The following is a 14,707-nucleotide window of genomic DNA, read 5'->3' as shown; positions in this document are numbered from 1 at the left end:
TCGTTTTTAAGGGAAAGATGATGGTAATACCTGAAAACAGCAGTATTGTGATTTTTGGTGCTTCAGGCGACTTAACCTATCGCAAGCTTATACCTGCTCTGTATCACTTGTTCGCCAGTGATCAACTGCCGAAATCCTTTGCTATTCTGGGTGTCAGCCGAACCCAATACAGCGATGAGTCATACCGTGAAAAATTAAAGCGCTCTCTTCAGGAAATGGAAAAGACCGTCCCAGATATTCTCGACGCCTTTTGCGAGCACTTGCATTATCAAGCGATCAATACTTCAGATGTTGCAGAATACGCGCAGCTCGCCACGCGTCTTGACTCTTTGGCTGATCAATACCAATTCACGCAACGCAACACTCTGTTCTATCTCGCGACGCCGCCGAGCCTTTATGGCGTCATCCCGGCCAATCTCGCAGCGCATGGATTAAATAGCGAAGCGCAAGGTTGGAAGCGTTTGATCATCGAAAAACCGTTTGGTTATGACCTCGCATCGGCTCAAAGCCTTGATATCGAAATTCATCGCCATTTCCAAGAACACCAGATCTACCGTATCGACCATTATTTAGGCAAAGAGACGGTACAAAACCTGTTGGTTTTCCGTTTTGCTAACGGGATGTTCGAACCTTTGTGGAACCGCAATTTCATTGACTATGTCGAAATTACAGGCGCAGAATTTTTGGGCGTCGAAGAACGCGGTGGCTATTACGACGGTTCTGGTGCGGTGCGTGATATGTTCCAAAACCATTTACTGCAAGTGTTAGCTATGGTTAGCATGGAACCACCAGCCGCCATTAATGCCGATTCAATTCGTAACGAAGTCAATAAAGTGCTGCAAAGCCTGCAACCGCTTTCTGATGATGACCTACGCCACAACCTCGTACTGGGGCAATATACGGAATCGGAAGTTCGTGGCCAGTTTTTACCCAGTTACCGTGATGAACATGGTGTGGCAGCAGATTCGCGCACTGAAACTTATGTCGGTTTGAAAATGTTTATTAATAACTGGCGCTGGAATGGTGTGCCATTTTATGTGCGTTCAGGTAAACGTTTACCAACGCGCGTCACCGAAGTGGTCATTCACTTTAAGCGTACGCCACACCCTGTTTTTGGGCAAAATGCCCCTGAAAACAAGCTCATCATCCGCATTCAGCCCGATGAAGGCATTCAAATGAGCTTTGGTTTGAAGGAGCCAGGTGCGGGCTTTAAAGCCAAAGAAGTCTCCATGAACTTCCATTACACATCACTGGAAGAAACCAAGATGTTGACCGCTTATGAACGGCTCCTTTTGGATGCGCTCAACGGTGATGCAACTTTATTTGCGCGTACCGATGCCGTAGAAGCGTGTTGGAAGTTCGTGCAACCTATTTTGGATTTCAAACAAGACCCTCAATCGCTGTTTGGCTATGCCTGTGGCACGTGGGGACCAAAAGAGTCCGATTTGCTGCTACACAATGATGGCCGCGCGTGGCGCTTCCCGTGTAAAAACTTGACCGATACGGATTACTGCGAATTATGATCAATCATAAAATTTGTCAAACCCCAGAACAGGTGGTTGAAACGCTCGCCAATGAAATGCAACGCTATAGCGAGCAAGGTCAGCCAGTTCATATCTCCCTTTCCGGTGGCAGCACACCCAAAATGCTATTCAAATTATTGGCCAGTGAACCTTATGCACAGGCGATTGCATGGCAAAACCTGCATTTCTGGTGGGGTGATGAACGCTGTGTCGCTCCTGACGATGCCGAAAGCAACTTTGGTGAAGCCAATACACTGCTGTTTAGCCAAGTGAACATTCCACCTCAAAATATTCACCGTATTCGCGGCGAAGATGATCCACAAACCGAAGCTAAGCGCTTTGCCGATGAGATGGCAAAAGTCATTCCATCCGTCAACGGTACTCCTGTTTTTGATTGGATTTTGCTCGGTGTTGGCGCAGATGGCCATACGGCATCCCTGTTCCCTAATGTGACCGACTACGAGGATGAGAATTTATCTTTAGTGGCAACGCATCCGGAATCAGGCCAACTTCGTGTCTCTAAAACAGCGAAAGTGTTGGAAGCTGCAAAACGCATTAGTTACCTCGTTCTTGGCGCAGGTAAAGCCGAGATCGTACACGAAATTCACACCACGAAAGCCGAGGATCTTCCTTATCCGGCTGCCAAAGTTAAATCAACAACTGGCGAAACAGAGTGGTTTTTAGATTCAGATGCCGCAACAAAGATTGCGTGAAGGAGAGAAATAAATGAAAGGTGATATCGGTGTAATCGGCCTAGCAGTGATGGGCCAAAACCTTATCCTAAATATGAACGACCACGGTTTTAAAGTGGTAGCTCACAACCGTACCGCGGCAAAAGTCGATGAGTTCCTAGCAGGTCCAGCGAAAGACACCAATATTGTTGGTGCTTATTCACTGCAAGAGTTAGTCGACAAACTGGCGACACCTCGCAAAGTGATGCTGATGGTGCGTGCGGGCCAAGTCGTGGATGATTTCATCGACCAACTGGTTCCGCTACTCGATAAAGGCGACATCATTATCGATGGTGGTAACACGAACTTCCCAGACACCAACCGCCGTGTTGCAGCACTGCGTGAAAAAGGTATTCACTTTATCGGTACAGGCGTTTCTGGCGGCGAAGAAGGGGCACGTTTTGGCCCATCTATCATGCCAGGTGGCGCACCTGAAGCTTGGGAAGCCGTGAAGCCAATTTTCCAAGGTATCTCAGCAAAAACCGAAGCTGGTGAGCCTTGCTGTGATTGGGTGGGTAACGACGGCGCGGGCCACTTCGTTAAAATGGTACACAACGGTATCGAATATGGCGATATGCAGCTAATTACCGAAGCTTATCAGTTTATGAAAGACGGCTTGGGTTTAAACCATGATGAAATGCAAAAAGTGTTTGCTGATTGGAACAAGACCGAGCTCGATAGCTACCTAGTGGAAATCACCGCTGATATCTTAGGCTACAAAGACGAAGATGGTGAAGCTCTGGTTGAGAAAATCCTCGATACTGCTGGCCAAAAAGGCACAGGTAAATGGACGGGCATTAACGCACTCGATATGGGTATTCCGCTGACGCTGATCACTGAGTCAGTTTTCTCTCGTTGCCTTTCAGCATTGAAAGATCAACGCGTTGCTGCCGAAGCGCTGTTTGGTAAGAGCAATATGCAGATCGACGGTGATAAACAAGAGTGGGTTGATGCACTTCGTCAAGCGCTACTTGCGTCTAAGATCATCTCTTACGCACAAGGCTTTATGCTAATGCGCCAAGCGTCTAACGAAAATGGTTGGAATCTTAACTACGGTAACGTGGCATTGATGTGGCGTGGTGGTTGTATCATCCGCTCCGCATTCCTGAGCAACATTCGTGATGCGTTCGAAGCTAACCCAGAAATCGCCTTCTTAGGTTCAGATGCCTACTTCAAGGGCATTTTGGATAACTGCCTAGCGGCTTGGCGTAAAGTAGCGGCCAAATCAATGGAAGTCGGCATTCCAATGCCATGTATGACCTCCGCGCTCACTTTCTTAGATGGCTACACCACCGCTCGCTTACCGGCTAATTTACTGCAAGCACAACGTGATTACTTTGGTGCTCACACTTATGAGCGTACTGATCGTCCACGTGGTGAATTCTTCCACACAAACTGGACCGGTACAGGCGGCGATACGGCGTCTACCACTTACGACGTATAAAAAATTCGGCTTACGATGAAAAAAGGACTAGCTAAGCCCCTTCATCTACGCCTATAATTTGACCGTCATGGAGGATGTTAACTAGGTTAACATCCTCTATTTTTTTGTTTCCAAAACTACATGAGATCCAAAGATGACCATCAATAAGTTCTATGTATTTGTCCCACAGGCTGTGGAAGAAGACACTCATAGGGAAAATGAAGTTCAATCTGCTATGGAAGCTCAACGTCAGGCATTAGTGCAACAAGCGCAGAAACAAGGCGCAGTAGCATAATCCATAAGCAGAGTGTGGCAACACGCTCTGCTTATCACTCCTCTCTACCTCATCTATAGGCATATCGTTTGCCAATCATGATTCACGAAATACTCTTTCTGACATTCAATCAAAGCTTGTACTGCTAGCGATAAACCTCTGCCATTTAACTGTAGCTATAGTCCGAACGCGTTAAGCGAATTCTATATCCAAAAACTCTCGTTTGTTGGTTAATTTATTCATCATTAGTTCAAATTAAGAAACAATGATGTTGGTTATTCGCTATATATCCGAACCAATCTAATTCGTATGATAGCTCCCGAACCGATAACATACTCTTTGGATAAATAATCATGAAAACAATGACTCTACTTACAGCAACCACACTCATCAGCAGCACCGCGTTTGCAGCACAACAACCTTTGACACTTGACGTCTACAATGCAGATGGCAATAGCTTCCATGTCAACTCCACTTTGGTTTATGGCGAAACAGAAGCGATGGTGGTTGACACTGGCTTTACTAAAGCCGACGCACTCCGTATTGCAGCAAAAGTACTAGACTCTGGCAAAAACTTAACCACGATTTTTATTAGCCAAGCTGACCCTGATTACTACTTTGGCGCTGAAGTACTGCATGACATGTTTCCACAAGCGAAAGTGCTGACGACTCCTGGCGTACGTGCAACGATTGCAGAAAAACTCGAAGGTAAACTGGCATTTTGGGCTCCCAAAATGGGTGCAAATGCCCCTGTAAAACCAATACTACCAACGGCTTATAATGGCAAAACCTTAACCATTGATGGGCAAACTATTGAAATTCGCGATGCGGATGGAGAATTAGCGCATCGTCCTTATTTATGGATACCAGCCAATAAAGCGATTTTAGGTAACGTCGCGGTATACGGAAATGTTCATTTATGGATGGCTGATGCACAAAGTGATGCGAGCCGCCAAGCTTGGGCGCAACAACTTGATCAAATGAAAGCACTCAAACCAAACGTAGTGATCCCGGGGCATATGACTTCTGGAACAGCGCTTGATGCTTCTTCAATTGAATTTGCACAACAATATCTTATGGATTTTGCTAAAGCGAAAGCAAACAGCAAAGACAGCGCTCAGTTAATTCAAACCATGCAAAACCTTTACCCTAATGCTGGCCTACCAATGGCTTTAGAAATTGGTGCCAAAGTTCACATGGGTGAGATGAAATGGTAAACGTCCACTATATTTTCGACCCAATGTGTGGCTGGTGTTACGGAGCAACCTCTCTGATTCAGCAGTTGAATGAAATGAGCGGAGTCAAACTGCACCTTCATCCGGGTGGAATGATCGAGCGATCGCCTCTTTCAGATGGTTTTCGCCAACATGTACTGCAAGCTGATCAGCGCATTGCTCAGCAAACAGGAGCCGTATTTGGGGAAGGTTACATCGCCAAAATCAAAAGTGGCGAAACCGTGATATTGGACTCATACGTTACTGCTCAAGCCATTATTGCAGCGCAATTACTCGGTGTATCGCCAAGTGTTATGCTCAAAAGCATTCAACAAGCGCACTACCAGCAAGGTTTGCCTGTGGCCGATACTGACACATTGGCACTGTTAGCCCAATCGCTTGACCTAGAGCCAAATCAATGGGAACAAGCGATGGAGCAAGCCAAAGATCAGTTACCAGAGCAGCTAGAGCAGACGCAAAGCTTAATGGCGCAATATCAGCTTTCTGGTTTTCCCTCGATTGTGTATGAAGCAGAGGGGCAATGGCGAACCGTATCTGTTAGCCATTTCTATAATCGACCGCAGCAATGGGCTGATTTCTGGAAAAAGATGACTCAGTAATTAGTGCCTCATCCCTCTCTTTAGTAAAGAGAGGGATTTTTCCATCTACTTGTTCATCATTTTGATGCTTTTACGCACCACTAAAGTCGGCTCTAATTGGACAATTTGCGGTTCGAGCGCTTCGTTTTCTAAACGGGCAAGTAAGGTGTCAACTGCCGCTTTACCTAAACGATATTTGGGTTGATGAATAGTGGTTAGAGCTGGCGACATAAAACGGGCGATGTGAATATCGTCATACCCCATCAGCGAAAGATCTTCAGGAATGCGGATCCCTTTTTCATTAACTGCATTAATCACACCCATTGCCATCATGTCATTAGAGACAAAAATCGCACTCGGCAATGGCCCTTTGGCTAACATTTTATTGAACGCTTCGTAGCCACCTTCACATTCAAAATCGGATTCCACAATCCAATTGGGGTGAATGTCCAAACCTGCTTCCAAGACAGCGCGCTTATAACCTTCATAACGCATCTGAGCTTGATGACGAATCAATGGCCCGGTAATGCAACCGATTTTTTTATGACCGCACTCAATCAAATAGTTCGCCGCAATATAACCACCACGTAAAGAGTTATCTTGTATTTTATCGCTAGGGAAGAGCATTGGGCCCCAATCCATCACCACGACAGGGATATCTGGGTAGCGTTCAAAAACGTCAATCCGCTCACCTTCTAAGGTGGAGCACATCAAAAGTAAGCCATCAACGCGCTTTTGCAGCAGCGTGTTGATAGAGGCTTGCATCCGCTGGCTATCTCCTTCGGTATTACACAAAATAAGGTTATAACCTTTGTGATAGCAACTGCGCTCTACCCCTTTGACCACTTCGCCAAAAAAGGGGTTAGTCGAAGTGGTCACTAACATACCAATGGTGCGCGTTCGGTTCATTTTGAGACTGCGAGCCAATGCTGACGGGGCATAGTTCAGATCTTGCGCGGCTTTATTGACACGCTCAGCAATTTCATCGCTCACATAGCGAGATTTATTAATGACATGGCTGACGGTAGACGTGGATACGCCGGCTAATCTTGCAATATCTTTCATTGTCGCCATGTCTGTTTTTCCTATTCTATTAATTCTGAGCGAGAAACGCGTCCACCTCTACTCGGGTGGGTATTGAGGTTTGCGCGCCAAAACGGGTAACAGAAATGGCTGCCGCAGCATGCGCAAATTTAATGGCTGATTCTAAAGGCATATCTTCCAACAAACCCGTTACCAAAGCACCGTTAAACGTATCACCTGCCGCGGTGGTGTCTGTCACATCGACTTTAAAACCAGCAATCAGTTGACCACGTCCATTTTGGCTTAGCCAAACGCCTTTTGCACCTAAGGTGATCAAGACGATTTCAATCCCTTTTTTATGCAGTTCATTGGCCGCTAATTGCGCCGTGTGATCATCATCAACCGTGATCCCCGTTAAGCGCTGCGCTTCCGTTTCGTTTGGCGTGATCACATCGACACATTCTAGCAGAGTATCAGGCAGATCTCGGGCAGGCGCTGGGTTTAAAATCACATTGGTACGATTTTGTTTGGCGATTTGCGCAGCTTTAATAATGCCATCGATTGGCGTTTCTAGTTGCATCAACAAATATTTGGCCGCGCCAATGGCGGCTAAATCCGCTTCAATGGCATCAGCCGTCAGCTTGTCATTCGCCTCTGCCGAAATACAGATGCTGTTTTCTCCGCTGTCCGAGACTTGGATCATCGCGATGCCCGTCGGACAATTGGGCTGCATTTTAACTCCCGCAATGTTGATACCATCGAGCTTAAAATTCTCACGAATATTGATACCGAATGCATCGTCACCCACGCAGGCAATAAAACCAATGTCCGCTTTTAATCGCGCGGCCGCTACAGCTTGGTTGGCCCCTTTACCACCGGGAATAACTTGATAATGACGACCATGCAGCGTCTCGCCCGGGCGAGGAAATGAAGGCACTTGCAAAACATGGTCAGCGTTAACACTACCTAATACCACTAACTGATTCATAATTTGTCCTTTGTTCATGAGTGAACATGTTTGAAATAGAGCTGGAGAGGTTTGGCTTTTGTGGCTTCACCTGAAAAAACAAACCTATCGAGCCTGATTACTGGTTATTAATGGCTGAGGGGTTATAGAAGAGGTAGCTCTCTACGAGCCAGTAAAGAGCTACCTACAGCAAAGATTATTTGCTGATGATTTTTAGAGGAACCGGAATGTACTCATCCACTTGTTCGCCTTTTAGCATTTTATCGGCCGTTTCAATGCCAAGTGCACCGATCATGTCTGGTTGTTGAGCAACAGTCGCAGCAAGTTGGCCGCGTTCTACCGCCGCGATACCATCGTCGGTACCATCAAAACCGATGATCATCACCTCTTTGCCTGATGCTTGAACGGCGCGAAGTGCACCCAATGCCATTTCATCATTTTGGGCAAATACGGCTTGAACATCTGGGTTTGCCGCTAGCAGGTTTTCCATTACATTCAAACCTTTAGTGCGGTCAAAATCAGCAGGCTGGCTAGCAAGCAGTTCCATTTCACTGCCTTTCACCGCGTTCATGAAACCTTCTCCACGCTCACGAGCGGCCGATGTGCCAGCAATCCCTTCCAGTTGAATAACTTTGGCTTTTGCACCGATTTTTTCGACGATAAAGTGACCGGCCATTTCACCACCGACTACGTTATCAGAAGCGATGTGGCTCACAACATCACCACGGCTTGCACCGCGATCCAGTGTCAACACTGGCACTTTAGCGCGGTTGGCCATACGGATGGCGTTAGAGACGGCATCAGAATCGGTTGGGTTGATCAAAATCGCTTTAACGCCACGAACGGTTAAGTCTTCTACGTTTGATAGCTCTTTGCTTGGATCATTTTGTGAATCCAAGACGATCAGGTTGTAGCCTAACTCTTTCGCTTTCGCTTCTGCGCCATCTTTCATGGTGACAAAAAATGGGTTGTTCAGAGTGGATAGTACAATCGCCATGGTGTCTTGCGCATGCGCAGCCACAGAGGCAGTGGTGGAAAGTAGAGCAGCAGAGATTAAAGTTGCAAGTTTTTTCATCTTTATAGTCCTTTTTGTAGGGGCCGTTTTAAAGCTAATATGGCTCGCTTTAAAACGGAGGTTTTCTATCGTGTTACTTATTTTTGTTATCCACGAGTACCGCGAGCAAAATAACCACGGCTTTCGCAATCATTTGGTAGTAAGAAGAGACATCAAGCAGGTTCAGCGCGTTATTAAGAAAGCCGATGATCAGCGCCCCAATTAACGTGCCCATAATGCGTCCTTTACCACCCATCAAGCTGGTACCACCAAGTACGACGGCAGCGATGGCATCCAGCTCATAACCCATACCAGCAGTCGGTTGCGCAGAAGAGAGGCGAGACGTGACGATGATGCCAGCCAGCGCAGCCAATAGACCACAGATGGCGTACACACCAATTTTCACGCGATCCACATTAATACCTGACAATCGCGTCGCAGACTCATTGCCACCTAGCGCGTAAACATAGCGGCCAAAACGTGTATGGTTGAGTAAGTACCAAACCGCAGCAAAGACTACCACCATCATCCACACCGGAACGGGAATACCCAATGCGTAACCTGTACCAAACCAAGCAAAAGCATCTGCAGTATCGGTAAAACCTGTCGAAATTGGACGCCCATCGGTATAAACCATGGTCACACCACGCAGTAAGGTCATAGTGACTAAGGTGGCAATAAACGCCTGCACTTTACCTTTGGCGATAATGATGCCGCTAATCGCACCCAGTGCCGCGCCAGCAAGTAGCGCTGTAGGGACTGCGATAATGACAGGAATCTCAAGACCAATCATGGTTGCAGCAAAAGCGCCGCACAACGCCAGTACCGAGCCAACACTCAAATCGATACCTGCCGTTAGAATAACCAAGGTCATCCCCACAGCGATAATGGCGTTGACTGAGGTTTGGCGCAAAATGTTCAGTATGTTGTCAACCGTGAAGAAATTAGGGTTTAAAAAAGAGACAACGACCACTAAAAAAAGCAAAGCAATCAGTGATTTTTGCTCAATGAGCCACTCTTTACTGATCCATTTTCTGCGGTTAGTTTGGGTTGAATTACTCATGCTGTTACTGCTCATGCTGCTTCCTCATTGATCTTTTTGCCTACCGCACAGGCGAGTAGAATCTCTTGGTTGGCTTGTTTGGCACTGAATTCGCCGCTGATTCGACCCTCATGCATCACCAAAATTCGGTCACTCATCCCTAGCACTTCTGGCATCTCTGACGAGACCAAAATAATACTCATCCCTTCGGCTTTAAATTGGTTAATCAATTGGTAAATCTCTTTTTTGGCTCCCACGTCAACCCCGCGTGTGGGTTCATCCAAAATCAAGACTTTAGGGCGTGTCATCAACCCTTTGGCAATCGCTACTTTTTGCTGATTGCCACCGGATAAATTGCCAATGATTTGATCACGAGATGGCGTTTTGATGTTGAATAGGCGAATGAAATCTTCCACTGCGATGACTTCATCACTGTGTTGAATCTGTACACCTTTGCTAAATTTATTCAACGCACACAGTGACATGTTCTCTTTCACCGACAGGCCAAGAACCAAACCGTCCCCTTTGCGATCTTCCGAAATATACGCGATACCGTTTGCAAGGCCATCTTGTGGGCTGACTGGGTTGATGGTTTTGTTCTCAAGGTTAATCACGCCTCGCTCACTGGGCAGCGCGCCGTAAATCACTTTCATTAATTCAGTGCGCCCTGCGCCCATCAAACCCGAGACACCGAGGATTTCACCTCGTTTGAGCGTAAAATTAATGTCATGCACACCTGAACCCGTGAGGCCTATCACTTCAAGGCAAGTGTCGCCGTGCTTTACCTCAATACGTGGGTACTGCTCTTCTAATTTCCGGCCGACCATCATCTCAATCAGGCCATCTTCATTGGTGTCAGACACTTTGCACTGGCCAATGAATTTGCCATCACGTAACACAGTAATGTCGTCACAAATTTCAAAAATTTCTTTCAACCGATGTGAGATATAAACAATGCCGCAACCTTGTTCACGCAGCTCGTTAATCACATTAAATAACGATTCAGTTTCGGTATCCGTCAGCGCATCCGTCGGCTCATCCATGATGATCACTTTCGACTCAAATGAGAGCGCTTTTGCAATCTCAACCATCTGTTGCTCACCAAGGCTTAAGTCACCCAACAAGGTCTTGGAGCTGTGTTTAACATTTAAGCGAGCCAGTAGTTTGTCGGCTGCTTGGTACATTTCATTCCATAAAATTCGCCCCATCGCACCGGTTATCTCTCTGCCTAGAAAAATGTTTTCAGCAATAGTTAATTCCGGAATCAAATTCAACTCTTGGTGAATAATGCTGATGCCTGCTTGTTGTGAATCTCGTGGGCCTTTAAAGGCGGCTGGTTTTCCTTGGTAAGTGATAGAACCCGCATCCAATGAATAGATACCCGTCAACACTTTCATTAAGGTTGATTTACCCGCGCCGTTTTCGCCCATCAACGCCATCACGCGGCCGGGGTAAACATTGAGGCTAGCTTTATCGAGCGCTTTCACGCCGGGGAACGCTTTTTCAATCTCACTGAGCGCTAAAATTGCTTGAGTCATAGTGGATCCTCAATCGCGGCTTAAAACACGACGCCTGCTTGAAAAATAACATTCGCATACGGCGTGCATTCGCCTGTTCTTACCACGGCGCGGCTGCGCATAGTGCGCTCTTTAAAATCTTGATGAGAGAGGTAAGTGACAGCAATCGCTTTCTCGCATAACTCCTCTTCCGCTTTCAGCTCAGCAAGCAGTGCTTTGTGATGCTCAGGGCTTACTTGTGCAAACTCTTCAGCAATGATCACACCTTCAATTTGAGATTCAGAAAGAATCACGCGGACCGTGTCAATAAAACCGGGAATACCGTGAGTTAATGCTAAATCAATACGCTGCACTTCATCAGGAATGGGCAAACCGGCATCACAAATTGTGATTTCGTCGGTATGCCCTAAAGTAGCCACCAAGTAAGAGAGTTCTGAATTTAATAGGGTACTTTTTTTCATTGTTATACCTTCACGTTAGGCTTTATGTTTCGCTTTTTGACACCTTTCTATCACTCTTGAATCGTTCAAGAAAATCTCATCGAAACGTTTCGATGAATCCTAGCGTAGCAAAAATAATTTGCACGATGCGAAAATAGGTAATGTGATTTTGATCGTTGATTAGTGAGCTGAGGAGTAAAAAAGAGTGAGGACTATCACTGAGTTATTTGTCATTAGATGCCCATTTTTAGCATAGGATTAACACTGAGACCGTGATTTTCGGTATAGTCACTCCGAACAAAAATCGCATCCATTTGGAACTCAAACATGAAAAAAATAGCCTTGGTATTGTTTACTGCATTCTCACTCGCCGCCTGCTCAGAAGTAGGCAGCGAAGCATGGTGTCAAGATATGAAAGAGAAACCAAAAGGCGAATGGAACGCCGGGCAGGCGGTGGATTATGCAAAGCACTGTGTCTTCCAATCACAAATTGGCAGCGACGCGTGGTGTGAAGATATGAAAGACAAGCCAAAAGGTGATTGGACAGCGAATGAGGCTGGTTCTTATGTTAAATATTGTTTGCTGTGAGAAGAAAAGACACCCAGAGTAAACTCTGGATGTCAAAGTTCCACAATACAGTTTATAAACTGTCTAAAAACGATTCAAAATTAAACTTGCTCAGATATGTATCGGGTAGAATTATTTCTTTTTTTGCTAAATCAAATCCATCTGAAACCTCAATATTATAGCTATTGATTACTTTATTTAATAAGAAGTCATTTTGATATGGCAAAAAATAAAATTCGAATGATGAATAATCCTCGCTAGCACCACCAGAAGACTCAAAGTAAATCTTTAATTCTTTTTCATCATATTGGATATACCGGAAAACTACTCCTTGTTCTAAATCCAGATCTCCTAATGCATTATTATTTAAAAAAATAACATCATCTCCAGAGTATATCAAATAACTAATTACTTCATCCTTATCTTCATTTACGTACTCACATACATCTATAGCTCTATCATTTATCTTTAGAAAATCTTTACGAGTATCATCAACCTTAACATATGGTGATATAGTTTGAATATCTCCTTGATATATAGACGGAACTTTATCATAAAAATCATATGGGCTATGAGTTAAAGAATCACACCTTACTTTATCATTAGCCTGACTACCAAGTGATATTGCTAATGACATCAAAAATACACAAAACTTCATTCTATATTACCCTCCAAAAAATAGACCGCCCTTTTGTTCCAGTAGCTACAATCATCTTCCGTCTTGAGTAGCCTGTATCATAAACAAAGTCACCGCTTGTCCAATTTTTAGACTCTTTAAAAACCATACTTGGAATGTCATAATACTTACCATAATATTTTACTTTCCCACCTTTATACTTTAATAACTGTGAAGAAAGAAAACCTTGATATGTCGATGAATTGATAGTAATTCGATAATATTCTTCAAATTTATTTTGTGGTGTTCCATCAGGAGAATTAAGACCCCATGCAATAAAGTCTGTTCCATCCCAAAGAGTTGCACCATCAGTAGGATCAGGATTCAAATATACACTAGCTACTGCTTTCCTTGCAAAATTAGAAGTTACATCTTCCTTAGAATATGATAGAGGTATTTTCTCACTTTTAGGGACAGATGAATAACTCGTCATTAGCATCTGGTACAATGATTTACCTTTTTTTGTAGCATAATTTTTAGCTGAATGAGCAATCCAAATATACTCATCTGGATATTTATCATCTGTACCTTCATGCTTAACAATTGCGGACGATATTTGAAACTCTTCATGAGTTATATTTATTAACTCTTTAGCATTAATATAATTACCAGAATTATCTTTTGATTCTGCAATGTAAACAACATTTGATGGGTTCAATGTTTTACCTAAAAAGACACCATTTTGAGAATAGATATATCCATCAATATTTTCATAAATCCAACCATCCATCAAAGCTTCATCCAGTGCAAGTAAAGTGCCTTGGCCAACAATACCATCAACGGGGCCAATGCTGTATGACGGATGCGTTTGATGACTAGGTTGATAACTTTTTTGAAACTGTTCGATGGCCGTTTTGGTTTTATTACCGAAATCACCATCGGCTTGCAAATCAAATTTCATTTTGATTAACGCTTGCTGAATCAAGCTCACTTCTTCGCCATTGTTGCCTTTTCTGAAAGCGCTGGCTTGTTTCTTCGCTAATTTTTCCAGCTCTTCTGAAGCTTTCAACACATCCGATTGTAGCAGTGACGCTTTATCTTCGTTTTGTGCATCCTCTTTTTGGCTCTCTTCCTGAGCGCTCTTTTCTGCCGCCTTGGATTCTGACTGCTTTTGTGGTGATGCAGATGATTTCTGCGCAGCGGATTGTACTGCGGCAGCCTCAAAATGAGTGATCACATTCGCTTGGCCGCTTTGCATGGTCGCACTAATAGCACTCGCTTGTAATTCGACCGGAGCTTTCATATCAAGTAGTGGGGTTGCCAACATGGCGGATTGCCCACCATAAGCACTACCGCTGCCGGCACTTCCGCCAGCATTGAGGTTAATCGCAGGACCAACGATGTGCACGCCACCGGCATCCACTTTGACAAAGCTGCCACCCGCTTTTAAAGTCACTTCAGCCCCAGCTTCTACAACGATTTTAGCTCCCGCTTTAAGACTGATTTCGCGCCCTGTCTGTATCGCGGTCAGTTTGGCCACTTTATGCTGTACTGACCCGCTAATCTCTACACTGTTATCTTTGGTTATGTTATCGCGGCTTTCGCCCTCCACCGTGAGGTGGTGGTTATGTTTAACGTGCGTAAACTGGTCATTATCCACCGTGAGGTGCTGGTCGTGCTTGATGTGCGTCGTGGCATCATTGAGCACCAAGGCGTC

14 protein-coding genes and 1 pseudogene are annotated in these 14,707 nt (G+C 45.0%); 7 read left to right on the top strand and 8 right to left on the bottom strand.

Features of this window, described 5'->3' with window-relative positions; genetic code table 11:
• Positions 1–20: 20 nt before the first annotated feature.
• The 6 genes from zwf (at position 21) to PL85_RS11205 (ending at position 5,785) form a co-directional block, all read left to right on the top strand.
• Complete coding sequence (gene zwf / locus PL85_RS11230) at positions 21–1,523, top strand: glucose-6-phosphate dehydrogenase (RefSeq protein WP_026027598.1); 1,503 nt, start codon at positions 21–23, stop codon at positions 1,521–1,523.
• Complete coding sequence (pgl, locus tag PL85_RS11225) at positions 1,520–2,236, top strand: 6-phosphogluconolactonase (protein WP_115340002.1); 717 nt, start codon at positions 1,520–1,522, stop codon at positions 2,234–2,236. The genes zwf and pgl overlap by 4 nt, the downstream gene beginning before the upstream one ends.
• 13 nt (positions 2,237–2,249) lie before the next feature.
• Positions 2,250–3,698 carry a decarboxylating NADP(+)-dependent phosphogluconate dehydrogenase gene (gene gnd, locus PL85_RS11220; protein WP_019283138.1) on the top strand — a complete coding sequence of 483 codons (1,449 nt, stop codon included), beginning with the start codon at positions 2,250–2,252 and terminating at the stop codon, positions 3,696–3,698.
• A 133-nt stretch (positions 3,699–3,831) separates the two neighbouring features.
• Positions 3,832–3,972, top strand: a complete 141-nt coding sequence (locus PL85_RS11215; protein ID WP_010320537.1) for a hypothetical protein — start codon at positions 3,832–3,834, stop codon at positions 3,970–3,972.
• 332 nt (positions 3,973–4,304) lie between these two features.
• On the top strand, positions 4,305–5,168 hold the full coding sequence (locus PL85_RS11210; protein WP_115340001.1) for an MBL fold metallo-hydrolase: 864 nt from the start codon (positions 4,305–4,307) through the stop codon (positions 5,166–5,168).
• Complete coding sequence (locus PL85_RS11205; protein ID WP_088733564.1) at positions 5,162–5,785, top strand: DsbA family protein; 624 nt, start codon at positions 5,162–5,164, stop codon at positions 5,783–5,785. Before PL85_RS11210 ends, PL85_RS11205 begins: the two co-directional genes overlap by 7 nt.
• Before the next feature lie 45 nt (positions 5,786–5,830).
• Here the strand turns inward: PL85_RS11205 and PL85_RS11200 are convergent, their stop codons facing one another.
• The 6 genes from PL85_RS11200 to rbsD all read right to left on the bottom strand — a co-directional run bounded on the left by PL85_RS11200 (position 5,831) and on the right by rbsD (position 11,828).
• Positions 5,831–6,838, bottom strand: coding sequence for a substrate-binding domain-containing protein (locus PL85_RS11200; protein ID WP_115340000.1), 1,008 nt, complete (start codon positions 6,836–6,838; stop codon positions 5,831–5,833).
• Positions 6,839–6,857: 19 nt separating this feature from the next.
• Positions 6,858–7,775 (bottom strand): ribokinase, encoded by a 918-nt coding sequence (rbsK, locus tag PL85_RS11195; RefSeq protein ID WP_115339999.1) that lies wholly within the window; start codon positions 7,773–7,775, stop codon positions 6,858–6,860.
• A gap of 175 nt (positions 7,776–7,950) precedes the next feature.
• Positions 7,951–8,829, bottom strand: coding sequence for a ribose ABC transporter substrate-binding protein RbsB (gene rbsB / locus PL85_RS11190; RefSeq protein ID WP_115339998.1), 879 nt, complete (start codon positions 8,827–8,829; stop codon positions 7,951–7,953).
• A 73-nt stretch (positions 8,830–8,902) separates the two neighbouring features.
• Complete coding sequence (gene rbsC, locus PL85_RS11185) at positions 8,903–9,871, bottom strand: ribose ABC transporter permease (RefSeq protein WP_010320544.1); 969 nt, start codon at positions 9,869–9,871, stop codon at positions 8,903–8,905.
• Positions 9,872–9,882: 11 nt separating this feature from the next.
• Positions 9,883–11,388 carry a ribose ABC transporter ATP-binding protein RbsA gene (gene rbsA, locus PL85_RS11180; RefSeq protein WP_013868175.1) on the bottom strand — a complete coding sequence of 502 codons (1,506 nt, stop codon included), beginning with the start codon at positions 11,386–11,388 and terminating at the stop codon, positions 9,883–9,885.
• 20 nt (positions 11,389–11,408) lie between these two features.
• Positions 11,409–11,828 carry a D-ribose pyranase gene (gene rbsD, locus PL85_RS11175; protein ID WP_013868176.1) on the bottom strand — a complete coding sequence of 140 codons (420 nt, stop codon included), beginning with the start codon at positions 11,826–11,828 and terminating at the stop codon, positions 11,409–11,411.
• A 306-nt stretch (positions 11,829–12,134) separates the two neighbouring features.
• Here rbsD and PL85_RS11170 point away from each other — a divergent pair, with 306 nt between their 5' ends.
• Entirely contained in the window at positions 12,135–12,395 is a 261-nt protein-coding gene (locus PL85_RS11170) for a DUF3012 domain-containing protein (protein ID WP_115339997.1), read from the top strand.
• Between the two features lie 52 nt (positions 12,396–12,447).
• On the opposite strand, the gene PL85_RS11165 is transcribed toward PL85_RS11170, so the two are convergent.
• Complete coding sequence (locus tag PL85_RS11165) at positions 12,448–13,032, bottom strand: hypothetical protein (protein WP_038198778.1); 585 nt, start codon at positions 13,030–13,032, stop codon at positions 12,448–12,450.
• A 724-nt stretch (positions 13,033–13,756) separates the two neighbouring features.
• Positions 13,757–14,707: pseudogene (locus tag PL85_RS18845) on the bottom strand (peptidoglycan-binding domain-containing protein); the annotation flags it as partial.

The organism is Vibrio anguillarum (assembly GCF_001989995.2).
In the GTDB taxonomy this organism is placed as follows: Bacteria; Pseudomonadota; Gammaproteobacteria; order Enterobacterales; family Vibrionaceae; genus Vibrio; species Vibrio anguillarum.
The sequence above is the reverse complement of the archived record's forward strand: the minus strand, read 5'-3'. Positions and strand labels throughout refer to the sequence as shown.